This is a genomic window from Streptomyces sp. NPDC006261, from assembly GCF_040613515.1.
Lineage (GTDB): Bacteria > Actinomycetota > Actinomycetes > Streptomycetales > Streptomycetaceae > Streptomyces.
The window spans coordinates 10,353-34,912 of sequence record NZ_JBEXSI010000057.1 but is presented as its reverse complement, the minus strand read 5'-3'; the positions used below and the strand labels follow the sequence as shown (position 1 = coordinate 34,912).

The 24,560-nt window shown below is 71.5% G+C and carries 17 protein-coding genes; 12 read left to right on the top strand and 5 right to left on the bottom strand.

Annotation, left to right across the window (positions count from 1 at the left end):
• The first annotated feature begins 258 nt into the window (after positions 1–258).
• Positions 259–2,064, top strand: coding sequence for an MFS transporter (locus ABZ154_RS28705; protein WP_356837285.1), 1,806 nt, complete (start codon positions 259–261; stop codon positions 2,062–2,064).
• A 104-nt stretch (positions 2,065–2,168) separates the two neighbouring features.
• Positions 2,169–3,389, top strand: coding sequence for an acyl-CoA dehydrogenase family protein (locus ABZ154_RS28700; RefSeq protein WP_356837284.1), 1,221 nt, complete (start codon positions 2,169–2,171; stop codon positions 3,387–3,389).
• A gap of 67 nt (positions 3,390–3,456) precedes the next feature.
• Here the strand turns inward: ABZ154_RS28700 and sepF are convergent, their stop codons facing one another.
• The gene (sepF, locus tag ABZ154_RS28695) at positions 3,457–3,903 is read right to left on the bottom strand and encodes a cell division protein SepF (RefSeq protein WP_356837283.1); all 447 of its coding nucleotides are present in this window, start codon (positions 3,901–3,903) and stop codon (positions 3,457–3,459) included.
• A gap of 311 nt (positions 3,904–4,214) precedes the next feature.
• On the opposite strand from sepF, the gene ABZ154_RS28690 reads away from it, so the two are divergent.
• The 4 genes from ABZ154_RS28690 to ABZ154_RS28675 all read left to right on the top strand — a co-directional run bounded on the left by ABZ154_RS28690 (position 4,215) and on the right by ABZ154_RS28675 (position 8,163).
• The gene (locus ABZ154_RS28690) at positions 4,215–5,393 is read left to right on the top strand and encodes a DUF5685 family protein (RefSeq protein WP_356837282.1); all 1,179 of its coding nucleotides are present in this window, start codon (positions 4,215–4,217) and stop codon (positions 5,391–5,393) included.
• A 106-nt stretch (positions 5,394–5,499) separates the two neighbouring features.
• Complete coding sequence (locus ABZ154_RS28685; RefSeq protein ID WP_356837281.1) at positions 5,500–6,321, top strand: DUF1684 domain-containing protein; 822 nt, start codon at positions 5,500–5,502, stop codon at positions 6,319–6,321.
• A 270-nt stretch (positions 6,322–6,591) separates the two neighbouring features.
• Positions 6,592–7,491, top strand: a complete 900-nt coding sequence (locus ABZ154_RS28680) for a S1 family peptidase (RefSeq protein ID WP_356837280.1) — start codon at positions 6,592–6,594, stop codon at positions 7,489–7,491.
• Between the two features lie 192 nt (positions 7,492–7,683).
• Positions 7,684–8,163 (top strand): hypothetical protein, encoded by a 480-nt coding sequence (locus ABZ154_RS28675; RefSeq protein WP_356837279.1) that lies wholly within the window; start codon positions 7,684–7,686, stop codon positions 8,161–8,163.
• Positions 8,164–8,170: 7 nt separating this feature from the next.
• Here ABZ154_RS28675 and ABZ154_RS28670 read toward each other — a convergent pair whose 3' ends face one another.
• On the bottom strand, positions 8,171–9,070 hold the full coding sequence (locus ABZ154_RS28670) for a DUF4231 domain-containing protein (protein WP_356837278.1): 900 nt from the start codon (positions 9,068–9,070) through the stop codon (positions 8,171–8,173).
• A 241-nt stretch (positions 9,071–9,311) separates the two neighbouring features.
• On the opposite strand from ABZ154_RS28670, the gene fxsA reads away from it, so the two are divergent.
• The 4 genes from fxsA to fxsT all read left to right on the top strand — a co-directional run bounded on the left by fxsA (position 9,312) and on the right by fxsT (position 17,234).
• Entirely contained in the window at positions 9,312–9,479 is a 168-nt protein-coding gene (gene fxsA / locus ABZ154_RS28665) for an FxSxx-COOH cyclophane-containing RiPP peptide (RefSeq protein WP_073881994.1), read from the top strand.
• A 52-nt stretch (positions 9,480–9,531) separates the two neighbouring features.
• Positions 9,532–11,847 carry a radical SAM/SPASM protein FxsB, inactivated metallohydrolase extension form gene (gene fxsB / locus ABZ154_RS28660; RefSeq protein WP_356837277.1) on the top strand — a complete coding sequence of 772 codons (2,316 nt, stop codon included), beginning with the start codon at positions 9,532–9,534 and terminating at the stop codon, positions 11,845–11,847.
• A gap of 111 nt (positions 11,848–11,958) precedes the next feature.
• Entirely contained in the window at positions 11,959–13,305 is a 1,347-nt protein-coding gene (fsxC, locus tag ABZ154_RS28655) for an FxsC protein (protein ID WP_356837276.1), read from the top strand.
• Positions 13,302–17,234: an FxSxx-COOH system tetratricopeptide repeat protein gene (fxsT, locus tag ABZ154_RS28650; protein ID WP_356837275.1), complete on the top strand. Its 3,933-nt coding sequence runs from the start codon at positions 13,302–13,304 to the stop codon at positions 17,232–17,234. Before fsxC ends, fxsT begins: the two co-directional genes overlap by 4 nt.
• Positions 17,235–17,302: 68 nt before the next feature.
• Here fxsT and ABZ154_RS28645 read toward each other — a convergent pair whose 3' ends face one another.
• Entirely contained in the window at positions 17,303–18,211 is a 909-nt protein-coding gene (locus ABZ154_RS28645) for an alpha/beta hydrolase (RefSeq protein ID WP_356837274.1), read from the bottom strand.
• Between the two features lie 462 nt (positions 18,212–18,673).
• Here ABZ154_RS28645 and ABZ154_RS28640 point away from each other — a divergent pair, with 462 nt between their 5' ends.
• Positions 18,674–19,759: a S1 family peptidase gene (locus tag ABZ154_RS28640; protein WP_356837273.1), complete on the top strand. Its 1,086-nt coding sequence runs from the start codon at positions 18,674–18,676 to the stop codon at positions 19,757–19,759.
• 115 nt (positions 19,760–19,874) lie between these two features.
• Here the strand turns inward: ABZ154_RS28640 and ABZ154_RS28635 are convergent, their stop codons facing one another.
• Positions 19,875–20,420 (bottom strand): hypothetical protein, encoded by a 546-nt coding sequence (locus tag ABZ154_RS28635; RefSeq protein ID WP_356837272.1) that lies wholly within the window; start codon positions 20,418–20,420, stop codon positions 19,875–19,877.
• A 222-nt stretch (positions 20,421–20,642) separates the two neighbouring features.
• On the bottom strand, positions 20,643–21,140 hold the full coding sequence (locus ABZ154_RS28630; RefSeq protein ID WP_356837271.1) for a phospholipase: 498 nt from the start codon (positions 21,138–21,140) through the stop codon (positions 20,643–20,645).
• 269 nt (positions 21,141–21,409) lie between these two features.
• On the opposite strand from ABZ154_RS28630, the gene ABZ154_RS28625 reads away from it, so the two are divergent.
• The coding region (locus ABZ154_RS28625) for an ATP-dependent DNA helicase (RefSeq protein WP_356837270.1) at positions 21,410–24,560 on the top strand (3,151 nt) is incomplete at its 3' end.

The window sequence follows — 24,560 nt, the reverse complement described above, 5'->3', positions numbered from 1 at the left end:
TTGATCCGGCCATTCGGGGGAGGTGCACGCCGTTCCCCAGGGCCCGGCGGGGGCGCGGCGCCGGGGGGTCCGCCGGTGCGGCTCAGTGGCGTACGACACACCGCGTGCCGGACCGGCGTATGAGGTGGGCCACGTGCCGCCTGGCCGAACTCGCGTACGCTGACGGCTCACTCGCCCGTCGATGCCGGGCCCCGCGGACGCGAACACCACGTCCCCGCCGGCCCACCGAGCGCGAGGGACTCATCGGGAGGTACGTAGATGTCCGGGACGACCACGGCCGGAGTCCGGCTGCGCCGCGCCGCCGACGGCGCCAACCGCTGGGTCGTCCTCGTCGTCCTCTGCCTCAGCCTGCTGGTGGTCGCGCTCGACGCGACCGTGCTCCATGTCGCGGTCCCCTCGGTCACCGAGGACCTGCGCCCGAGCGCCACCGGACTCCTGTGGATCGTCGACGCCTACCCCCTCGTCTGCGCCTCGCTGCTCATCCTCTTCGGCACGCTGGGTGACCGGATCGGCAGACGGCGCGTGCTGCTCTTCGGCTACGCGCTGTTCGGCGTCGCCTCCGCGCTCGCCGCGGCCGCCGACACCCCCGCCCTCCTCATAGCGGCCCGCGCCCTGCTCGGCGTCGGCGGCGCGATGATCATGCCCGCGACCCTGTCGATCCTGCGGCAGGTCTTCCCCGACCGGCGGGAGCGGGCCCTGGCCATCGGGGTGTGGACCGCGGTCGCCGCGGTCGGCGCCGCCACCGGACCGGTCGTCGGCGGCTTCCTGGTCGAGCACTTCTGGTGGGGCTCGGTCTTCCTGATCAACATCCCGCTGATGGCGGTCATCCTGCCGCTGGGCCGCTGGCTGCTGCCCGAGTCGCGCGGCGCCGAGGACGGCCCGTGGGACGTGCTGGGCGCGCTGACCGCGGCGGCGGGGGTGCTCGGGGTCGTCCTCGGCGTCAAGCGCCTGGGCGGCGGCGCGGGCCTCCTCGACCCGGTCTCGCTGGGCCCGCTGGCCCTCGGACTCACGCTCCTGATCCTCTTCGTACGCCGCCAGAAGCGCCGTACGCACCCGCTGATCGACATCTCCATGTTCGCCCGCCCGGCCTTCTCCACCGCCGTCGGCTGCATCGTGCTCGCCATGCTGGCCCTGGTCGGCCTCCAGCTGATCGCCGTCCAGTACCTCCAGCTGGTGCTGGGCCTCAGCCCGCTGGAGACCGGGCTCCGGCTGCTGCCGCTGACCTTCGCCGCGATGGCCGCGGGCGCCACCGGCTCGTACACCCTGCGCCGGGTCGGTCCCCGCAGGATGGTCGGCTGGGGCTTCGTCCTGACGGCCTCCTCCGTGCTGCTGCTCACCTCGATGGGCCACCACGACCGGCCCGCCCTGCTGACGGTGGGCTTCGTCCTCCTCGGCTTCGGCCTCCAGTCGACGCTCTTCGGGGCGTACGAGTCGATGCTGAGCGACGCCCCCGCGGAACGGGCGGGCGGGGCCGCGGCGATAGGGGAGACCTCCTACCAGCTCGGCGCGGGCCTCGGCATCGCGCTCCTCGGCAGCGTCATGAACGCCGCCTACGCCCCCGGCCTCGCCTCCCTGCGCGACCAGGGTGTGCCCGCCCGCGCGGGCGCGGAGGCCTCCCACTCGCTGGGCGAGGCCTACCAGGTCGCCGCGCAGCTCGGCGGCCCGACGGGGGAGCTGCTGCGCTCCACGGCCCGGCACGCCTTCGTCGGCGGACTGCACGTCACGCTCTTCGTCAGCGCGGGTCTGCTGCTGCTCGGCGCGCTCGCCGCGCTGCGTCTGCCGAGGGCGATGGACTGTCCGCCCAAGGCGGTCTGCCTGCTCGGCGAACGGCGGGCCACCGAGCCCACGGTCTGCGAGCCCACGGTCTTCGAGCCCACGGTCTTCGAGCCCACGGCCGCCGACCGTCCGGCTTCCGGGCCCATGACCTGTGACGACGCCGCCGCCGAGCTCCCGGCCGCCGACACCGTCCCGCCTCCCGCCGGGAAGCGCCCGGCCTTGCGCCTGAGGCTCCCCGCCCGGCGCGAACCGGCCGAGGCCACCGGCTCTGGACGAGCGGCACACTGAGCCGTAACGTCTCCACGACGCTCTGACTACCACTGCTAGTTTTCGGAGGGCCGCGGCCGACCCCCGCCCCTCCGGACACCGTGCGAGCCGCCGGAGGCACCCTCATGTCCAGCACCGATTCCGCGAAGCCGTCGAAGCTCCCGCCGTTCGACGCCACCGACCCCCTCGGCATCGACGATCTGCTCGGCGCCGACGACCTGGCGATCCGCGACACCGTCCGCACCTGGGCCACCGACCGGGTCCTGCCGCACATCGCCGAGTGGTACGAGAAGGGGGAGCTGCCCGGTATCCGGGAGCTGGCCCGGGAGCTCGGCGCGCTGGGCGCGCTCGGCATGTCCCTCGACGGGTACGGCTGCGCCGGAGCGAGCGCCGTCCAGTACGGCCTGGCCTGCCTGGAGCTGGAGGCCGCCGACTCCGGGATCCGCTCGCTCGTCTCCGTACAGGGGTCGCTCGCCATGTACGCGATCCACCGCTTCGGCTCCGAGGAGCAGAAGCAGCGGTGGCTGCCCGGCATGGCGGCCGGCGAGATCATCGGCTGCTTCGGGCTGACCGAGCCGGACCACGGCTCGGACCCGGCCGGGATGCGGACGTACGCCAAGCGCGACGGCGAGGACTGGGTGCTCACCGGGCGCAAGATGTGGATCACCAACGGCTCGGTCGCCGGGGTGGCGGTCGTCTGGGCGCAGACCGACGAGGGCGACGAGGGCCGGGGCATCCGGGGCTTCGTCGTACCGACCGGCACCCCCGGCTTCTCGGCGCCCGAGATCCACCACAAGTGGTCGCTGCGCGCCTCGGTCACCAGCGAACTGGTCATGGACGGCGTCCGGCTCCCCGCCGACGCGGTGCTTCCGGACGCGACGGGGCTGCGCGGCCCGCTCAGCTGTCTGAGCCACGCGCGGTACGGGATCGTCTGGGGCGCCATGGGCGCGGCGCGGGCCAGCTTCGAGTCGGCCCTCGACTACGCGAGGACCCGGGAACAGTTCGGCCGGCCGATCGGCGGCTTCCAGCTCACCCAGGCGAAGCTGGCGGACATGGCCCTCGAACTGCACAAGGGCATCCTGCTCGCCCACCATCTGGGCAGGCGCATGGACGCGGGACGGCTCCGCCCCGAGCAGGTCAGCTTCGGCAAGCTCAACAACGTGCGGGAGGCGATCGAGATCTGCCGTACCTCGCGCACGATCCTCGGTGCCAACGGGATCTCGCTGGAGTACCCGGTGATGCGGCACGCCACGAACCTGGAGTCGGTGCTCACCTACGAGGGCACCGTGGAGATGCACCAGCTGGTGCTGGGCAAGGCGCTCACCGGTCTCGACGCCTTCCGGTGACCACGGCCCGTCCCCAGGGACGCGCCGACCGGAGGCGCTGACCGGAACTTTCCGGCGAGCGCCCTGCTCAGCTCTGGTTGAAGAAGCCGTCGGCCCTGCGGCCGGCGGCGGCTTCACCGGCGACCACCTGGGTGTCGGCCGGGGAGAGCAGGAAGACCCGGGTCGCCACCCGGTCGATCGAACCGCGCAGGCCGAAGATCAGCCCGGCGGCGAAGTCCACCACGCGCTTGGCGTCGGCGGGGTCCATGGCCGTGAGGTTGACGATCACCGGGACGCCGTCCCGGAACAGCTCACCGATGGCCCGTGCGTCCCGGAAGCTGTCCGGGGTCACCGTGGCGATCCGGCGGTCCTGCTCCTTCGCCGCCTCGGCGACCACCTGCACCCGCGGGTCGGTGGCCCAGGCCTGGTTGCCCGTACCGGTCTCCGTACCCTCGGCGTACTCGTCGTCGTAGTACCGCTCGTCGTTGTCCTCTACGAGGCCCAGCCACGCACTCGCCTTGCGCACCGATCCCATGGACGCCTCCTCTCAACCGCGGTTCCTTGGTGTTCCGCATCTCTTTCGTATCCCTATGGTCGTCCATGATGCGGATACCGCGCCAAGTGGATAGTCGCCGCACAGGTGATTCGTGACGGTACTGGTGCAGAACATGTGGCGGTTCGTCAAGGTTCCTCCTGTGTAAGGCGGGTCCCGGTGGGAAAATATGATGCTCCGGTCCGTACGGGTGACATGGGGGACGTACGGGTGAACGGATCACTCGATACGATGCACGGCGCTCAGGTGCGCGAGGGACGCGCGCCGGCTGGAACGATTCGCGGGGGATCGGCATGTTCGGAATCGTGAGGCCCTGTACCCACCGGCTCTCCGAAGGTCTGCGGACCGAGTGGATGGCCCATCTCTGCGGCCTCTGCCTGGCCCTGAGGGCGGATCATGGGCAGTTTGCCCGGATCGTCACGAACTATGACGGTCTGATCGTCTCGGTCCTGACGGAGGCTCAGGCGGGCGCCACCCCCGCCGGGCGTCGCACCGCAGGGCCGTGCCCGCTGCGCGCCATGCGGACCGCCCCGGTCGCCATGGGCGAGGGGGCCAGGCTCGCCGCCGCCGTCTCGCTCGTCCTTGCCTCCGCCAAGGTGCGCGACCACGTCGCCGACCGGGACGGGCTGTTGGCGCGCCGGCCGGTCGCTGCGGCCGCGCGGCGGGTGGCGGCGGGCTGGGACCGGGCGGGCGCGCGTACGGGGGCGGCGCTCGGCTTCGACACCGCCCTCCTGGTCGACGCGGTCGACCGGCAGACCGGCATCGAGACGCTCGCCGGGCCCGGCACCCCGCTGCTGACGGTCACCGAACCCACCGAGACCGCCACCGCGGCCGCCTTCGCCCACACCGCGGTCCTCGCCGGGAAGCCGCGGAACGCCGCCCCGCTCGCGGAGGCCGGACGCCTCTTCGGCCGGCTCGCGCATCTGCTGGACGCCGTGGAGGACCGGGAAGCTGACGCCGCGTCGGGTGCCTGGAACCCGCTCACGGTGACCGGCACGCCGCTGGCCGAGGCGCGCCGGCTCTGCGACGACGCGCTGCACGGCGTACGGCTCGCACTGCGAGAGGTGGAGTTCACCGACGGCCAACTCGTCCACGTCCTGCTCGCCCACGAGCTGCGGCGCTCGGTCGACCGGGCGTTCGGCACGTCGTCCTGTTCACACCAGGAGGGCCAGCGGCTGCTGACCCCGGACGGCTCCTTCGGGCCGCCGCCCGGCAATCCGTACGGTCCCGCCGCCCCGCCCCCGCCCCGGCCGCCACGCGAGCGGCGCGGGCTGATCACCGGATGCCTGGTGTGGGCCGGGCTCGCCTGCACCTGCCAGATGTGCTGCGGGAGCTTCGAGGACCCCTGGAGCCGGGAGCGGCGGGAGGCGCCGTGCAACAGCTGCGGTGACTGCTGCGAGGCATGTAACTGCTGCGGCCAGTGTGGCGAGGGGTGCTGCTGTTGCGGCGATTCCTGCGGGTGCGACTGCTGAGCCCGCAGGAATCACCGTCGTCCGGCTGCTTCGGCTCGGGGCCCTTCAGCTCCCACGCTGCGGTCGCACCTCGGCCTGGCGGAGCCGGTGTGGAAAGGTTGATCGCATGAGCACGGACGCACAGCAGCACCAGCAGGCCGGGGACCCGGACGCCGCGCAGGAGTGGCAGCAGTGGCACGAGAGGCGTGTCCTCGCGGTCGCGGCCCCCTACGGCCCCCTCTCGCTGACCGGAACCCACTGGCTCTCCGACCACCCGGAAGGGCGAATTCCGGCCGTCCCGGGGCAGTGGCGCGAGGACGGCGACGAGGTGGTGCTGACCGCCACCGCCGAGGACGGCATCGTTGTCGACGGCAAGCCGCTGACCGGCGAGATCCGGCTCTCCGCGGACCGCGGCCCCGTCGATGACTCCCGGGTGGCGCAGGGAGAGCGGCGACTGGTGGTGCTCCGCCGGGAAGGACTCTGGGCGGTACGGGACTTCGACCCGGCCTCACCTTCGCGGCACGCCTTCTCGACCATCGACGCGACCCCGTACGACCCGGACTGGGTGCTGCCGGGGACCTTCCGGCCGTACGGCGAGGAGCGGGCCGTACGGGTGCCCAACGCCGACGGGGTCGAGCGGGGCCTCGGGCTCGGCGGGGAGATCGCCTTCACGGTGGACGGGGACGAGTGCACGCTCCAGGTCGCGGTCGAGCCGGACGGCTCGCTGTGGGCCGTCTTCGCCGACGCCACCAGCGGAAACGGCAGCTACCGCTTCCGCTTCCTGCGCCCCGGTCCGCCGGCCGGCGGCGGCAGCGTGAACGTCGACTTCAACCGTGCGCTGCTGCCGCCGTGCGCCTTCGCCGAGCACTTCGTCTGCCCCTTCCCGCCCCCGGGCAACACCCTCACCGTGCCGGTCCCGGCGGGGGAGCGGAACCGCCTGGACGTTTGAACCGCACGGCTCTCCGGGGCCTCGTGCGACCCTCCCGCCTCCGGTGCGGCCCGCCCGGCCCCCGGCAGCCCGACGGCTGCGGGGGCCGGGGTGCGTGTGGGGCGTGGGTGGCCGAAAGGTGTGCTTGCGCCTCCTGTCCGGACCCCTCGATACTCCCGTCAGCGATTGTCAGGGGCACGGCAACTCCGGAATCCGGACAGGCCCCCGACTGCGCCTCACGGGCCCGCCACCCCACAGGAGGGCCCCCGATTCCCCTCGGAGGAACCCGAAGTGAGGATCAAGCGCACCAACCCCCGCCGCAACCACGCGAGACGCGTCCGTACCACGGCCGTCCTCGCCGGACTCGCCGCCGTCGCGGCGTTCACCGTTCCCACCGCCAGTGCCGAACCCACCGGTACGTTCAGCGCCACCCAGTTGGCCTCCGCGAGCGACGCCGTGCTCGGCGCCGACATCGCGGGGACCGCCTGGAACGTCGACCCGAAAACCAACCGCCTCCTCGTCACCGTGGACAGCACGGTCACGCAGGCGGAGATCGCCCGGATCAAGAAGGCGGCGGGCGCCAACGCCTCCGCCCTCACGATCGAGCGCACGCCCGGCACGTTCAACAAGCTGATCTCCGGCGGCGACGCGATCTACTCCAACACCGGACGCTGCTCGCTGGGCTTCAACGTCCGCAGCGGCAGCACCTACTACTTCCTGACCGCCGGACACTGCACCAACGGCACGGGCACCTGGTACGCCAACTCCGGCCGCACCACCGTGCTCGGGACGGCGTCCGGGTCCAGCTTCCCGAACAACGACTACGGCATCGTGCGCTACACCAACACCACCATTCCCAAGGACGGCACGGTCGGCGGCCAGGACATCACCAGCGCCGCGAACGCCACCGTCGGGATGGCCGTCACCCGCCGCGGCTCCACCACCGGCACCCGCAGCGGATCGGTCACCGGCCTCAACGCCACCGTCAACTACGGCGGCGGCGACGTCGTGTACGGCATGATCCGCACCAACGTGTGCGCCGAGCCCGGCGACTCCGGCGGCCCGCTCTACTCCGGCACGCGGGCGATCGGTCTCACCTCCGGCGGCAGCGGCAACTGCTCCTCCGGCGGTACGACCTTCTTCCAGCCGGTCGTGGAGGCCCTGAACGCGTACGGCGTCAGCGTCTACTGACCGGCCCACCGGGCCACCCGACCGGCGCACCAGGTTCCCCGGCCGACGTACCGGTCACGCCCGGCGCTGTCTGTACATACGAGCCCCCGTCCGGAATTCCGGACGGGGGCTCCCACGCGCCCCCCGGCTCTTGAGAGGATGTCGCCACGACCGGTCGCACGGGAAGCGCCGACACCAGGGGGTCCCAGGTCCGTGAATCGCATCGGAATCACCGGTCACCGCTCCATCCCCGACGGCGCCCGGGACCATGTGCTCGCCGGTCTGCGGGCCGCCCTGTGCGGACTCGACGGGGCTACCGAGGCGCTCTCCAGCCTGGCCGTCGGCGCGGACCAGATCTTCGCCGGCCTCGCCCTCGGCTGCGGCGCCAAGCTGACGGTGGTGATCCCCAGCGGTGACTACGAGGCCTGCTTCGAGTCCGCCGCAGACCTGGCCCGCTACCGGCTCCTCAAGTCCCGCGCCGCCCAGGAGATCCGGCTGGACTTCCCGCACTCCACCGACGAGGCGTACTACGCGGCGGGCGCCTACATCGCCGATCACTGCGACCTGCTGCTGGCCGTCTGGGACGGCCGTCCGGCCCGGGGCCTCGGCGGCACCGGCGACATCGTGACGTATGCCCGTAGCCTGGGCCGCCCGGTCACCGTCATCTGGCCAGACGGCGTGGAGCGGGGGTGACGGCTGCTCAGGTGCGGTGCCGCACCAGCCAGTCCGTGTGCTCCGGCGAGACGATCCGCTCGGTCTCGAAGACCGCCACCGGCCACTGCCGCTCGGTGAGCGTGGTCTCCATCGCGGCCTGCATCGACTCCAGGTCGTCCTCCACCAGGGAGTGCGCGGAGATCAGCGGGTGGTGGCGGCGCAGCTCGTTCCAGGCGAGACAGGCCGCCGCGGCCGCGGACAGCACCCCGGTCAGCCCGAGGGAGCGCCCCACGCCGAAGGTCTGCAGCACGCTCAGCGCCAGCGCCGGCAGGGTCAGCGCGACGATCGCCCCGGACCAGACGAGCGCGCCGCGCCGGGAGACCAGCCGCCGTCTGCGGTACCACCGCCGCTGCTCGATGAGCCGGTCCCGTACATACGTCTCCTTGCGTACGGTGAAGGCCTTGTCCCGTAACTCCCGCATGGATTCCGTGATGGCCGCGCCGTCGGCGTCCGTCATCGCCTCGCGCGGATCGGCCCAGCCCACCTTCCTCAGCTCCTGGAGCCCTTCCTCCAGCCGGTTGGCGAAGAGCGCCTCGGGGTGCGCAGCCGCGGTCTCGAAGGGCGAGCCGTGGACCGCGTAGCGCCAGCAGAGTGACTTGATGAACTCCGCTGCCGAGCGGTTGAGTTGCCAGTGCGACTTTGCTTTGCGCCGGGAGGCGAGGTAGGTCGTGAACAGGACACCCAGGTACGCCAACACTGCTGTCCCGTAGAGCAGTTGAACGACGAGGCCGTTCTCGGCGTGCCAGGGGAGCGCGGCGGGCACCGTGCCCGCCACGAGCAGCGCCAGCTGGACCCTGGTGGTGTTCACCGCCTCACGCTGGCGGGACACCGCCATGGCGTCCGTACGGTGGAAGAGGGCGGGCAGGTCGGCGTTCCTGAAGACCATGCTCTGAAGAGGTCCGGGAATCGCCGTCATGTTCACTCCCGTATCCCATGTAGTCGGGGCTCCGTTGTCGGAATGAAGGATTCCGGACCGTTTGGAGCAGTCCCGTATGTCACTCGGCTTACGAGGGTGCGACACGAGTTGCACACCTAGGTCATGAGAGTAAAGTCGTGCCGCCAGGCACTGCAATGGTGCAACTGCCGGTGTTGTCCCCCTGACCGGAACGAGCCCCCCTAGGACGGCCGTGAAGACCTACGAATCATCCCCTCTCTTCGCTGATGCGAAGACGCGCCGTGTGCCGCTCGCCAAGATCGACATTTCCGGTGGCTCCGCCGCTCGGAAGCTGGCGCGAGTGATCCCCACGGCCGCCGGCCGCCCCCCTCGGATTTCCACCTTCAACTCGGCTCTCTAAGGCGCGCCGCACTGTCGGATTCCGGTGCGGAACGCTGGACTAGACTGGTGGAATGACAGGACCCGCGGTCCCATTCCGCGAAATCGTTCTGAAGGTTCACAGCAGGTGCGATCTGGCCTGCGACCATTGTTATGTCTACGAACATGCTGATCAGAGCTGGCGAACCCGGCCCAAGGCAATCTCTGACCATGTTGTTTCCCGGACGGCTCAACGCCTGGCGGAGCACGCCAGGACCCACGCCCTGCCCTCCGTGTCAGTGATCCTGCACGGAGGGGAGCCACTGCTGGCGGGGCCGGCCCGACTGCGGCGCGTCTGCGAGGAGTTCTCCTCCGCCCTGGCGGGCACCGCCGAACTGGATCTGCGCATCCACACCAACGGCCTCCAGCTGAGTCCCCGTTACCTCGACCTGTTCGACGAGTACGACGTCAAGGTGGGGATCTCCCTCGACGGCGACCGCGCCGCCAACGACCGGCACCGCCGCTACGCCGACGGGCGCAGCAGCCATCCCCTGGTCCTCAAGGCCGTGAAGCTGCTCCGGCAGGAGCGCTACCGCCACCTCGATCTCGGCCTCCTGTGCACGATCGACATCGCCAACGACCCGGTCGCGGTCCTCGACGCGCTCACCGGACTCGAGCCGCCGCTCATCGACTTCCTCCTCCCGCATGCCACCTGGGACGAGCCGCCGCCGCGCCCGGACGGATCTCCCACCGCCTACGCCGAGTGGCTCCTCACCGTCTTCGACCGCTGGCAGGAGCAGGGGCGCCCGGTGCCGGTCCGCCTCTTCTCCTCGGTGCTCTCCACCCTGAGCGGCGGCCCCAGCCTCACCGAGTCCCTCGGACTCGCCCCCACGGACCTGATCGTCGTCGAGACCGACGGCCAGCTGGAACAGGTGGACTCCCTCAAGAGCGCCTACGAAGGCGCCGCGGCCACCGGGTTCGACGTCTTCACCCACAGCTTCGACGAGGTCGCGGCACACCCCGGGGTCCGCGCGCGCCAGCTCGGCCTGGCCGGCGTCAGCGAGACCTGCCGTCGCTGCCCCGTCGTACGCTCGTGCGGCGGCGGGCTCTACACCCACCGCTACCGCTCGCCGGACGGCTTCGACAACCCGTCCGTGTACTGCGCCGACCTGGCCGCGCTGATCCGGGGCATCGAGGACCGGGCGGCCGCCGCCACCGAGTCACCCGCCGTCCGCGACCCGTACGAACTGCTCGCCGCCCAGCAGGACCTGACCCGCACCCTGCTCGCCGCCCTCCACGACGGCCTCGACGGCAGCGGCGGGGAGGCCTGGGAGTCGGCGTGGGCGCTGGCCGCCGAGGTCGAGAGCGACCCGGCCGGGCAGGCGGGCCTCGACCTGGTCCTCGCCCACCCCTACACCCGCACCTGGCTGCTCGACGCCCTGGGAGCGGCAGGGGCCGGCCGCCCGATGGAAGGCCCCCCGGCGGAGCGGCTCGCCGCAACGGTGGCCGCCGCCGCCGTGCACGCCGGGCTCGACCTGGCCGTCCCCGTGGTCCACCGCGACGGCCGCTTCTTCCTGCCCACCCTCGGGGAGGTCCGGGCCGGCGGTGCGGGGGAGGCGGGGACGGCTCTGGTGCGGGCCGACGGGGAGGGGTTCGCCGTCCACACCGAAGGGGGTGCGCTGCACATCGCGCGGGGGGCCGGGGAAAGCCCGCACTGGTTGCCCGTACGCCGCCTCAGGGCGGCCGGGGAGACCGGTCCCGTACACGTGGCCGGGGGGCCCGGTGCCGTACCCACCCGCGTACTGGACGATCTCGATCCGTACCGCACCTGCTTCGACACGCCCGCCGCCGAACGGCTCTCCTCGTCGGCCGCCGACGCATGGTCCGCCTCCCTCGCGGAAGCCTGGGAGCTGCTGGCCCGGACCGTCCCGGAGCAGGCGGCCGAGGCGGCCGCCGTCCTCACCACGCTCACCCCGCTCGCCGGGGGCGCGCCGGTCCAGGCGGGGCGCCACGGGTACGGGGCGCTCGGCATCGCGGCCGGGGGTGATGCCCACGCCCTGGCGACCGCCCTGCTGCGCGGGTTCCGGCAGGCGAAACTGCGGGCGCTGGCCGAGGTCACGGACCTGTACGCCTCGGACGGTTCCTGGGATCATCGGATGCCCTGGCGGGAGAAGCCCGTTCCGTTCTCCCGGCTGTTGTCGGAGACTTATGAGCGGGTCGGGCTCGGCCTCTTCGCACCACGGTTCCTCGCCGGGGTCCCGCAAGCGCTCGACATGATCGAAGAGGCGGCCGAAACGACCGTCGACGGAAAGCAATTGCTCGCGGTGATGCGCAAAGAGATCAACGGTACACACGGGACATCCGGGAGGAACGGTTGCAAGACCGATACGGAACGCGCCGCAGTGCGGTGAACAGGGGAACGGTTGACTGAAAAATAGCGTTCAATGACCGAACGGCAGGGGGGTGGAGTGCAGTCCGCTCCGGAATGATGAATTCGCTCGCATTCCTTTCCTACTCCTCGGATGCGAGTGCTCACACAGGACGGGGGTCGTGTGCACGCATCGACGCAGCAGCGAGCGGCGGACCATCGGCCGTACTTCTTTCTGAGCTACGCCCACACGCCGGGGCACGGCAGCGGAACGGACCCCGATATGTGGGTCGAACGCCTTTTCCGTGACCTGTGCGGCCATGTGCTGGCCATGACGGATCTTCCCGCCGGCGCGTCCCCCGGCTTCATGGACCGCGAGATACGCTCCGGCGAGGGCTGGTCGGAACGGCTCGGCGAAGTCCTCGCCACCTGCCGGGTCTTCGTCCCGCTGTTCTCGCCGCGCTACTTCGCCAGCGAGATGTGCGGCAAGGAGTGGCACGCCTTCGAGCAGCGCGCCATCCACCACCGGGCCCGCCTCAACCAGCCCGCCGAGGCGATCGTCCCCGCCCTGTGGGTACCAGTACCGCCGAGCCAACTCCCCGGATCGGCCGAGCGGTTACAGTTCAACCACCGCGACTTCGGGGACCGGTACGTCACCGACGGCCTCTACGGCCTCATCAAGCTCAGACTCTTCGCCCAGGAATACGAACGGGCCGTCTACGAACTGGCCAAGCGCATCGTCCGGGTCGCCGACACGGTCCGTATCGACACCGGCAGGCCCGTCGACTACCGCCTCGCCCCCAGCGCCTTCGGCTCCCCGAGCAGCGGGGTCGGCGCCCCCCGGCCGATGCGGATCACCATCGCCGCACCCACCCGCCACGACCTGCCCGACGGGCGCGACAGCGACTACTACGGCGACCACCCGCAGGACTGGAACCCCTACCACCCGGCCGCCGCCCGCCCCCTGGCCTATGTCGCCGAGGAGCTGGTGCGCTCGCTCAACTACCAGGCACAGATCACCTCGTTCGACGAGGAATCGGGCAGGCCCGAGGGCAAGTCGCCGCCCACCACCCCCGAAATCCTCCTCGTCGACCGCTGGGCCCTCCAGGACGAGGACCGCCGCCGCAGGCTCGCCGCCTTCGACGCGGAGGACCGGCCCTGGGTGACCATGGTCGTGCCGTGGAGCCGCGAGGACCACCAGAGCCGGGCGGCGGAGGCCGAACTGACCGAGAAGCTCGAAGCGACCATGCCGGCCAAGATGCGCCACGGACGGACCTTCTGCCGTGCCGCGGCCAGGGGGGTGCCCACGATGGAGGCGTTCGGCCAGATCCTGCCCCAGGTCGTCGAGGTCGCCGCCCAGCAGTACCTGAAGCACGCGAAGGCCTACCCGCCGGTCACCGGCGGCGGGCACGGCGAACGGACCCGGCTGACGGGACCCATGGGCCACACGAGCTACACACCCGACCCGCACGACCCTGCGACGGAAGCGGAGGACCTATGAGTGCCGGTCGTGACGGGCACATCGTCACCTTCTACTCGTACAAGGGCGGCACGGGGCGCACCATGGCCCTGGCCAACACGGCCTGGATCCTCGCCGCCAACGGCAAGAGGGTGCTGGCCGTCGACTGGGACCTGGAGGCGCCCGGGCTCCACCGGTTCTTCCACCCCTTCCTCGACCCCGCCACCCTCGGCGCCACCACCGGCGTGATCGACCTGATCACCGAGTACGCCTGGGCCGCGACCAGCCCCGCCCAGCGCGCGGAGGACTGGCACCGCGACTACGCCCGCATCCAGCCGCACGCCGTATCACTGACCCCGGAGGCGCTCGGCTGGGAGTTCCCGCAGGGCGGCACCCTCGACTTCGTCTCCGCCGGACGGCAGAACCGCGAGTACAGCGCGACCGTCTCCACCTTCGACTGGGACAACTTCTACGACCGGCTCGGCGGCGGCCACTTCTTCGACGCGCTGCGCGAGGACATGAAGGCCAACTACGACTACGTCCTCATCGACAGCCGGACCGGCCTCAGCGACATCGCCGACATCTGCACCGTCCACCTTCCCGACGTCCTCGTCGACTGCTTCACCCTCAGCGACCAGTCCATCGACGGCGCCGCCTCCGTCGCCCGCCAGATCGCCGAGCGCTACACCGGCCGGCCCATCGCCATCTTCCCCGTCCCCATGCGCATCGACGAGGGTGAGAAGGAGAAGGCGGACGCCGGACGGGCACTGGCCCGGCTCAAGTTCGACCGGCTGCCCCGCGACCTGTCCGGCGACGAACTCACCGCCTACTGGGGCGCGGTGGAGATCCCCTACCGCCCGTACTACGCCTACGAGGAGACGCTCGCCACCTTCGGCGACGAGGCCGGGCTCACCAACTCCCTCCTCTCCGCCTTCGAACGGCTCGCCGCGGTCATCACCGACCGCGAGATCACCTCGATGCCCCCGGTCGGCGAAGAGGTACGCCTGCGGATCCGCGACGCCTTCACCCGGCGCCGGCCCGCCCTGCCCGCCGACCTCTTCCTCAGCTATGTGGCGGAGAACCGGATGTGGGCCGACTGGATCGAATCGGTCCTCACCCGGGCCGGCTTCCGGGTCGTCCCGCGTGACGTCTCCGCCGAACCGGTCGCCCCGGAACCGGCGGCCACCGCCGCGAGCGCCGCCCGTACCGTGGTGCTGCTCTCCAGCGCCTACCTCAAGTCGCAGCGCGCGGTCGACCTCTGGGAGCGGGCCGTCGCCGAGGACCCGGGCGGCGGCCGGCGCCAGCTGTTGCCGCTGCGGGTCGGGGACGTACGGCTGTCCGCCCCGTACATCGACCGCAACCCGGTCGACCTCTTCCGGCTGGACGAGGTGCACGCCACCACCGCACTGATGCGCGCCCTGGACCGGCCGGTGCAGCCGGCCGACGGGGTGTCGCCCGGTCCGCGCTTCCCCGGCACCGTCCCCAGGATCTGGAACGTACCGCCCCGCAACCCGGGATTCACCGGCCGCTCCCTCGTCCTGGAGCGGATGCGCGACCAGCTCGGCGGCGGCATGGCCGTCGTCCTGCCGCAGCCGCAGACCCTGTACGGACTCGGCGGCGTCGGCAAGACCCAGGTCGCCCTGGAGTACGTGCACCGCTTCATGGCCGACTACGACCTGGTCTGGTGGATATCGTCCGAGCAGGGCGACGACGTGGTCGCCTCACTGGCCGAACTCGCCGTCCGGCTCGGCGCCCAGGGCGGCGAGGACATGGCGGCCGCGTCCCAGGAGGCCGTCGACCTGCTGCGGCGCGGGGTGCCCTCGGAGCGCTGGCTGCTGGTCTTCGACAACGCCGACGACCCCGAGACGCTGCGCCGCTACTTCCCGCAGGGCGGCTCCGGCCACATCCTGGTGACCTCCCGCAACCAGAGCTGGTCCCAGCACGGGGACGCGCTGCCCGTCGACGTCTTCCTGCGGGAGGAGTCGATCGAGCACCTCCAGCGCCAGGCCTCGGGGCTGACCGACGAGGAGGCCGACCAGGTGGCCACCGCCCTGGGCGACCTGCCGCTCGCCGTCGAGCAGGCGGCGGCCTGGATCGCGGAGACCGCCACCCCCATCGACACCTACCTCGAACAGCTCGCTCAGCAGGCGCCCCAGGTGCTCGCCCTCAACCAGCCCGCCGGCTACCCGCAACCGGTCGCCGCGACCTGGAACATCTCCATCGCCCGGCTCAAGGAACGCTCGCCCGCCGCGGTGCGCCTCCTCCAGCTCTGCGCCTTCTTCGCCCCCGAGCCGATCTCCGCGAACCTCCTCTACAGCAAGGAGATGATCGAGGCGCTGAAGCCGTACGACTCCTCGCTCCAGGAGAAGCTGGTGCTGGGCCGGGTCATCCGGGAGATCGGCCGGTTCGCCCTCGCCAAGGTCGACCAGGTCTCCAACTCCATCCAGGTGCACCGCCTCGTCCAGGCGGTGATCAAGGCCCAGCTCTCCGAGGAGGAGCAGCGCGAGGCGCGGCACGTCGTCCATCGCATCCTGGCCGGCGCCCGGCCCGACGACGACGAGCCGATCGACAACCCGGAGACCTGGCCGCGCTTCGCCGCGATCTGGCCGCACCTGGGCCCCTCCGACGCCCGCAACTGCAAGGAGCCGGAGACCCGCAGGCTCCTGATCGACCGGGTCCGCTACCTGTGGAAGCGCGGGGACACCAGGACCGCAGGGTCGCTGGGGGAGGAGCTGCGGCAGACCTGGCTGGAGCAGCTGGGCGAGCGCGACCTGCAGTACCTCTACCTCTGCTTCCACCTCTCCAACATCCTGCGCACCCGCGGGCGGTACGTGGAGGCCAAGGAGCTCGACGAGTTCACCCTGCGCCGGCAGCGGGAGGTGCTCGGTGCCGAGCACCCGCACACGTACATGACCACCAGCAGCCTGGCGATCGACCTGGGGCTGCTCGGGGACTACGGCCGGGCGATCGAGCTGGCCACCGAGGCCCACGACGGCTTCAGCCAGATCTTCCACGACTCGCACCCAAGGACCCTGGCGGCCGCCAACAACCTGGCCCTGAACCTGCGCAGCATCGGCCAGTACGCCCGAGCCCGCGAGATCGACCAGGACGTCTACGACCGGCGCACCGAGGTGCTCGGCGCCAAGCACCCCTACTCCCTCTCCTCCGCCATGAACCTCGCCCGCGACCTGCGGGAGGTGGGGCGGTACGAGGACTCCGTGGGCCTCCTCAGCCGCACCTACGAGAGCTTCAAGGAGACGCTCGGCCGCACCTACCCGACGACGCTGAGCGCGGCCAAGAGCCTGGCGGTGTCGCTGCGGCGGGCCGGGCGGCTGGAGGACGCCCGTCGGCTGACGGTCGCCACCCGCGCCCGGTACCGGGCCAAGTACACCTCCGCCAACCCCGACTCGCTGGCCTGCGACCTCAATCTGGCGGCCGACCTGTTCGCCGCCGGGGAGGCGGTCGAGGCCAGGGACACCGCCCAGGAGGTCGTGGACCAGTACATGAAGGTACCGGGGGAGAAACACCCGTACACCCTGGCCGCCCAGAACAACCTGGGCGTCTACCTCTCGGGGACCGGGGAGGCGGAGCGGTCGGAGCAGATGCTGACGCAGGTGGTGGCCTCGATGCGGGAGCGGTTCGGCCGGGAACACCCGAACACGCTCTTCTGCGTCATGAACCTGGCCAACGCCACGGCGGACCGCGGTGACCTCCCCCTGGTGCTGGAGACGGAACAGCGGCTGGCGACCCAGTTGACGGTGGCGCTGGGGGCCCACCACCCCGAGACCCTGGCGATGATCTCGAACATGGCGGTCACGCTGGACGCGGTGGGGCGCGAGGACGAGGCGGCGCAGCTGCGGAGCGAGCTGCTGGGCGAACTCGCCCGGCAGCTCGGCGACGAGCACCCGCTGACCCAGATCGCCCGGGACCAGCGGCGCTTCCGGCGCGAACTGGAACCACTGGCGGTGTGAGGGCGGGCGACCGGGCCCGCCGCGGGGGGCCCGGTCGTTCCGTCACCCGATCGGTTCGGTCGGCCCGGTCACCCCGGCGCCGTGGCGGGCAACGGCTCACCCGGGGGCTCCCGCTCGTCCAGCAGCCAGTTGAGGATGCGGGGGAGTACGGAGAGCGCGTCGAAGTGCGCCGCCGCCGGTTCGAGTACGGCGGTGGCGCCCGGGATCTGCCCGGCGAGCCAACGGGAGTGGCCCACGGGCGAGAACACGTCCTTCACGCCGTGCCAGAGCAGCACCCGGCCGGTGATGTGGGCCGGGTCGAACCCCCAGGGGCTGCAGAACGCGATGGCGTCGTCGATCCAGCCGTACGCCGATGTGCGCAGCCCCTCGCTGTAGTTGCGCAGCAGCATGGACCGGATCCCCGCGTCGTTGACCACCATCCGGTCGGAGTCGGTCAGCTCCCGGCGCAGATCGTCCAGGAGCCGGGCCGGGTCCTGCCGGATCTGCGCCGAGCGGACGATGAAGGACTCCGCGAGGGAGTCCGGGTCGGCGGCGGCCGTGGAGTACGCGAGCACGTTGGACGCGGCCATCCCGTCGAACCAGTCGAGACCGGCCGCGCCCCAGGGGGCCAGCGTGACGAGGGCGGCGGTACGGGTCACCCGCTCGGGCAGCAGCGCCGCGCAGGCCAGCGCGTGCGGGGCCCCGCCGGAGCGGCCCACGACGGCGAACCGCTCCAGCCCCAGCGAGTCGGCGATCGCCCGGACGTCCTCGACGACATCGCTGACCCGGCGGCCCTCCTGCCGGTCGCTGCCGCCGTACCCCGGGCGGTCGTAGGTGATCAGTTGCGTACGGCGCTGATAGAGGACCATGCCGCGGGGAGCGGGCCCGAGCCTGCTGCCCGGCGTCCCGTGGAGCAGGAACACCGGTCTGCCCCGGGGATCCCCCAGCCGCTCCACCATCAGATGCCGCCCGTCCGCCGCGCGCACCCGATTGCGCACCCGCGCCTCCTCAGCTCGGTCACCCGGCCGGCCCGGGCACGGTGTGCCCCGGCGTGTTGCTGCTTCTCGATGATGACCCATCAGGGCCGTGACGGGGACTCCTTGTCGACGTCGGGCCGACTCTCTGCCCGACAGGAACTGTGAAGGTCCCGAGGTGCTTGTGGCGGGCGATTTCCGTCGCGATCCGGACGGGTGCGTACAACATCCGGACCAGCAGGGGCGAATACCGGACAGGACTAGTCCTCACCCAGGGGCCGCCGGTGGTTGCACCGGGTGTTCGCGAACGGAACCGACGTGGCATGACCGGGGGTAAGTGAACATCACGCGGGTGAAGCGTCGGTGTCGTGTGCGCGTCTGGAAGTCGACCTTGTGTGCTACCTGCCCCATCGGAATAGTGAGCGCCCCATCCTCCGTGCACGAGCACCCCACTTGCTCCGTGCACGGCCCCACAGGAGGTCGAAGTTGAAGCATCGACGCATATCCAGGAAGCGCGCGACGGTGGCCGGATCGGCCGTGGCGGCCCTGGTCGTAGCGGGATTCACGTTCCAGTCTGCGAACGCCAGCGATGAAGTACCCGAGTTCACGGTCAAGACGCTCAGCGCGGACGCGGCCGGAAAGCTCGCCACCACGCTCGACCGGGACCTGGGCGCGGACGCGGCCGGCTCGTACTACGACAGCAGGACGAAGGCCCTCGTCGTGAACGTCGTCGACGAGGCCGCCGCCGAGCAGGTCCGCCAGGCGGGCGGCGAGGCCAGAGTCGTGGAGCACTCCCTCGCCGAGCTGAAGTCGGCCCGGCAGACCCTCACCGACAAGGCGACGATCCCGGGTACCTCCTGGGCCGTCGACCCGGTGAGCAACAAGGTCCTCGTGACCGCCGACAGCACGGTCGACGGCGCGGCCTGGAAGAAGCTCTCGGCCGTGGTCGAGGGTCTCGGCGGCAAGGCCGAACTGAACAAGACGGAGGGCGAGTTCAAGCCGCTGATCGCGGGCGGCGACGCGATCTGGGGCTCCGGCTCCCGCTGCTCGCTCGGCTTCAACGTGGTCAAGGACGGCGAGCCGTACTTCCTGACCGCCGGCCACTGCACCGAGTCGGTCACCAGCTGGTCGGACACCCAGGGCGGCTCGGAGATCGGGGCGAACGAGGGCTCCAGCTTCCCGGAGAACGACTACGGCCTGGTCAAGTACACCTCGGACATCGCGCACCCGAGCGAGGTCAACCTCTACAACGGCTCCACCCAGGCGATCACCCAGGCGGGCGACGCGACGGTCGGCCAGTCGGTCACCCGCAGCGGCTCCACCACCCAGGTGCACGACGGTGAGGTCACCGCGCTGAACGCCACGGTCAACTACGGCAACGGCGACATCGTCAACGGCCTCATCCAGACGACGGTCTGCGCGGAACCGGGCGACAGCGGCGGAGCCCTCTTCGCGGGCAGCACCGCGCTCGGCCTGACCTCGGGCGGCAGCGGCAACTGCTCCTCGGGCGGCACGACGTTCTTCCAGCCGGTCCCTGAGGCGCTCGCCGCCTATGGAGCCGAGATCGGCTGACGTAACACCGCACCACGGCACCACGGCACCACCGCACCACCGCACCAAGGAGAGGCCCCCGGTCCGCCGGGGGCCTCTCCCGTGGTCAGGCGGCCTGGGCCGGGCTGCCCCGCCCTCACGACTCGGTGGCCGGGATGCCGAGGTCCTGGCGCATGGCGCGCTGCATCGCCGAGATCGCCTCCCACATCTCCATCAGGAACGTGTGGGCCTCCTGCCACTTCCGCTGGTCGTGCTCGGCGCTCCCGGTCAGTGGCGTCAGGAGCTTCCTGGCCTCCGCCAGCGCCACCCGTACTGTCTGGCAACGCTGCAGGACGTCGTCGGGGACGAGCATCTGGGCCTTGGCGTAGGTGTCCTGGAACTCGGCGCGGGCGACATCCGTCGCGGGGTCCGGGGCCGCCCCGGAACGGATGGCGTAGAGGTCTTCCATCATCTGGAACCGATACCGTCGGGCACCGGAGTTCAGCGCGACGTAGGTGTCGCGCCGGCGCTCCAGGTTCGCCTGGACGTCGTCCATGTGCCGCTTGGTCAGCTCGGAGCGCTGCTGGAGATCGAACTCCTGGCGACGGGAGCGCGAGCTCACCCACGCGGTGGTGATCGGTGCCAGCAGAGTGCCCGCCACACCCACCACGGCCACCAGTAACGCTACGGTCCCCGTGCTCATCTCTCCCCCTGCCGTGCGGCCCGGACCAACCCTCGGTGAACGAACACCCTCGGGCCCCCGGCGCGGGCAGTCAAGGCCGCCGCCGGGGAAGAAGGAGCGCGCGTCCCCTTCGGCCATGGTGAACGGGTCCGGGCCCGAACGGCGGAGCCCGGACCGCGATGCTGCGGTCCGGGCCCGGTGGGGCGGTCCGGGCCCGGTGGGGCTGGCGGCGGTCAGGTACGGTCAGGCGGCCTGGGCCAGGCCGCCGGGGCCCGCTTCGGCCGGGGCGATGCCGAAGACGTTCACGGCCTGGTAGTAGGTCCAGGCCGTGCTGTTGCACGACGTCCGCTTCGCGCCGGAGTAGGCGGCGCACACGCGCTTGAGGTCCTCGTAGAAGGCGGAGTCGATGCGGGCCTTGTTGGCGGAGAACGTACCGGCGGCCTTGTAGTTCCGGTAGCCGAAGTCGTGGCGGGCGCAGGCGGTCCGGAAGGGGAAGCCGAAGGGGTTGTCGGGCGAGCTGCTGCAGTAGTCCGTCGACCAGTCGAAGCCGTACGCGGCCCAGGCGCCCTGGTTGTTGCGGGCGGCGTTCCAGGCGTTGTGGCTGGAGGCGCTGGTCTGGGTCCAGGAGCTGAGCACCTGGGGCTTGTCGGCGGGGGCGGCCGAGGCGGAGGGGGCGGTGATCAGGGCGAGCGGGAGAGACAGGGCGACTACGGCGAGCGGAGCCATGAATCGACGACGCATGAGTGACCTCCGTGGGGGTGGAAAGGAGTTGTCCTGGCCGTGCTCCTCGTCGGGTGGTCGAGGCAGCTCCAGAATGTCGCCATGTACCTGTCATGCCTAGTCGTTGCGCTGATCCGACATCAGGAATTGGAGTGGATGTCAGATGAGAACCCACTCCGCAGCGAAATCATGACCAGCAGTCATGAAGCCGTCCCGGGTGGTTAAGTTGGCGATGCGGGTGCGGGCCCGTAGCGGCGTTCCACCGGCCGCTGCCAGGGGAGGGACAGCGGATGAGCACCACCACACGCGACCAGGTCATCGCCGATGAGCAGAAGGCCGTGGACCGCGCGTACGACTGCTACGCCGAGCGGCTCGTCGAAATGACGGGGACGGCGGCAGCCACGGCCGCCGCCAGCAACAAGGACGGCATCGCCAACCGGCTCGACGCAGAGGAGAAGACGGCGGCGTACGACGGACTCGGCGGCGAATCACTGGTCACCGCCCGTGTGGACGCACCGGACGAGCCAGGAGGCGAGCCCAGGCCCTGGTACATCGGGCGGCGGGCCGTCTCCGACGTCCGGACCCGGGACACCGTCGTCGTGCTGTGGACCAGCCCGATGGCGACGAAGTGGGCCGCGGTACAACCACATACGCCGGGCGACATCACCCTGCGGCGGCAACTGCGCTGTGTACAGCGCGTCGTCGAGGACTACTTCGACGACATCACTCCGGCCGTCCCCGTCCCCGTCCCCGTCCCCGTGCCTGTTCCCGCCCCCGTTCCTCCCGTACTGCCGGCCGTGCCGGCGCCCCGGCAGGCCGGGGACGACGCCGACGAAGAAGCAGCGGTGCAGGGGGCGGACACCGCAGTGCCCGAAGGGCGCCCGTCGGTCCGCACTCCCGCCGGCAGCGCCCGGCGACGGCGTCCATCCATCCAGCCGGACGACTTCCTGCTGCGCGAGCTCCAGCGCTCCCGCAGCGGCCGCATGCGGGACATCGTCGAAACCATCCGCCGCGACCAGATGGACCTGGTCACGGGCTCGCCTTCCGACATCCTCGTCGTGCAGGGCGGACCAGGCACGGGAAAGTCCGCCGTCGGTCTGCACCGCGTGACCTGGCTCGTCAACAACGGTCACTTCACGGCCCAGGACATCCTCGTCATCGGACCGCACCAGCGGTTCCTCGACTACGTCGGTCAGGTGCTGCCCACGCTGGGCACCCGCGACGTCAATGCCGTACAGCTCTCCCGCCTGTGGGACGGCGAGGTCCTCGGCGCCGACGCCCCGGAGGCGAGGCTGGTGAAGTCCGACGAACGCATGTCGGCCGTCCTGCGGCGCCGCGTCGAGCACGAGTGCCGTCCGGAGGCCGTCGACGGCCTCCTCGCCGCCCCCTCCTTCGCGGGCGACGAACCGGCCTTCACCGTCACCGCAGGCAGCACGACGCTGCGCATTCCGCGTACGGAGGTTCACGCCCTCTTCGACGAGGCACGCGGCGGTGACGGGGCCCACCGCGAGCGCCGTGACCGTTTCCGCAGCCTGCTCGTCGACCGGCTCCTGCGGGAACTGGCCGCCCTCGCCCCGCGCCGTGGCGCGGACGGCACGATCCGCCGCAGCCTGGAACGCAACCGTCAGGTGGAACGCCTCATCGACCGCGCCTGGCCTTCACCGGGCGCCCGGGAGGCACTGCGCAGCCTCTACGACTCGCCCGAACTGTTACGCGCCTGTGCCGACGGCATTCTCGACGAGGAGGAGCAGGCCGCGCTGCACCGCCCCCGGGCCGACCGGGCCGAGGACGATCCGTGGACCCTGGACGACCGTGTCTGCCTGGAGGAGCTCCGCCACCTCATCACCGGCGAGCCTCCGCGGCGCTACGGCCACATCGTCGTCGACGAGGCCCAGGACCTGACCCCCATGCAGGCACGCGCCCTGCGCCGCCGGGTGGCGAGAGGCGGCTCGATGACCGTGCTCGGCGATCTCGCCCAGGCCACCGGCCCGTATCCGTATCCCGGATGGGACCGGCTGGGCACGCTCCTGTCCGACCACGGTGACTGGCGCGTCGAAGAGCTGACCACCAGTTACCGCGTACCCGCCGAGATCATGAAGTTCGTCGCCCCGCTGGCCCGCGCGGTCGCCCCCGCTCTTCCTTACCCGCGGGCGGTGCGGCAGGCCGGAGCGGACGCCGTACGGACGGTTGCCACCGAGCCGTGGAAGCTGCTCGGCGACACGGTCGCTCAGGTGGTCCGCCTGGTGGGCAGCAACGACGGACGCACGCTGCGTTCCGTGGCCGTCATCGTGCCCGACGACTCCGGCTGGCTCGAAGAGATCGGCCGGCACCTGGACACCGCCGACGGGATCACGGAGCAGGAACGGGACGCGGTCTCCGTCCTGGCCGCCCGCCAGGTCAAGGGCATGGAGTACGACCACGTCCTCGTCATCGAACCCGCCACCATCGCCGATCGGGGGCCGTCCGGGCTGCGCCAGCTCTACATCGCGCTGACCAGGAGCACACAGAGCCTGACCATCCTGCACACCGCGCCGCTCCCCGGTGCTCTGACGGACACCGGCGGCGGGCCGGCGGAACCGCCGCCTCGTGTCGCCGAATCCGACATCGGCTCCGTCACCGGGTCCGACATCGGCTCCGTCACCGAAGCCGTCACCAGGTCCGTCACCGTCACCGTCACCGACTCCGGCACTGGCACCGGCAGCGAATCCGTACCGGTGACGGAGAGCGGCATCCCGGAGATCGGTGCGGACGTCCGGATCCGCGTGGTCGGCCACACCACCGGCGGCAACTACCGGGTCGAGGCCGTCTCACCCACCACGGACCGCCCCCTGCTCATGGCCGTACGCCACGGTTCCGCGCCGCCCACCGCCGGTGCGGTACTGGACGCCTGGGTGCTCCGCCACCTCTCCGGCGTCAGCTTCGTCACGGTCGACGAACGCGGCCGCAGGCCCATCTCGCCCACCATGGCCCCGCGCTACGCGGCCGCGCTCGGGGTCGTCGCGGAACTGGCCGGCGGGAGCGTTCCGGACGACTTCCGCCCGCGGCTCTCGGAGCTCAAGGGCATGGCCAACCGCTGCTTGCGCCTGGACCAGCACGACTGGCTGGACGTCTGGCGTGTCCTCGGCTCCCCGGACAGGCCACGTCTGAACGCCCTGCGGGACCTCGCCGGCCACCGCGTTCCGGCTGCCGGCACACCGCACCTGGACCGGTTCCGGGCCGAACTGGAGCGCAGCGGCTGGGCGGAGGACCTGGACAAGGCCCGGCGGACCATCGAGGCACGCATCCACGATGCGACCGGCCTGGTGACGGAGGACCAGCTCCCCGTCCCCCGGCGCGAGAACCCTGTGCCGTCCGAGCCGTCCGAGCCGTCCGAGCCGTCCGAGCCGTCCGAGCCGTCCGAGCCGTCCGAGCCGTCCGAGCCGTCCGAGCCGTCCGAGCCGT

Excerpts from the sequence above, each read along its gene's own strand:
- ABZ154_RS28705 (WP_356837285.1), top strand. The coding sequence starts at position 259 with ATGTCCGGGACGACCACGGCCGGAGTCCGGCTGCGCCGCGCCGCCGAC.
- ABZ154_RS28700 (WP_356837284.1), top strand. The coding sequence starts at position 2,169 with ATGTCCAGCACCGATTCCGCGAAGCCGTCGAAGCTCCCGCCGTTCGAC.
- sepF (WP_356837283.1), bottom strand. The coding sequence starts at position 3,903 with ATGGGATCGGTGCGCAAGGCGAGTGCGTGGCTGGGCCTCGTAGAGGAC.
- ABZ154_RS28690 (WP_356837282.1), top strand. The coding sequence starts at position 4,215 with ATGTTCGGAATCGTGAGGCCCTGTACCCACCGGCTCTCCGAAGGTCTG.
- ABZ154_RS28685 (WP_356837281.1), top strand. The coding sequence starts at position 5,500 with ATGAGCACGGACGCACAGCAGCACCAGCAGGCCGGGGACCCGGACGCC.
- ABZ154_RS28670 (WP_356837278.1), bottom strand. The coding sequence starts at position 9,070 with ATGGTCTTCAGGAACGCCGACCTGCCCGCCCTCTTCCACCGTACGGAC.
- fxsB (WP_356837277.1), top strand. The coding sequence starts at position 9,532 with ATGACAGGACCCGCGGTCCCATTCCGCGAAATCGTTCTGAAGGTTCAC.
- fsxC (WP_356837276.1), top strand. The coding sequence starts at position 11,959 with ATGCGAGTGCTCACACAGGACGGGGGTCGTGTGCACGCATCGACGCAG.
- fxsT (WP_356837275.1), top strand. The coding sequence starts at position 13,302 with ATGAGTGCCGGTCGTGACGGGCACATCGTCACCTTCTACTCGTACAAG.
- ABZ154_RS28635 (WP_356837272.1), bottom strand. The coding sequence starts at position 20,420 with ATGAGCACGGGGACCGTAGCGTTACTGGTGGCCGTGGTGGGTGTGGCG.
- ABZ154_RS28630 (WP_356837271.1), bottom strand. The coding sequence starts at position 21,140 with ATGCGTCGTCGATTCATGGCTCCGCTCGCCGTAGTCGCCCTGTCTCTC.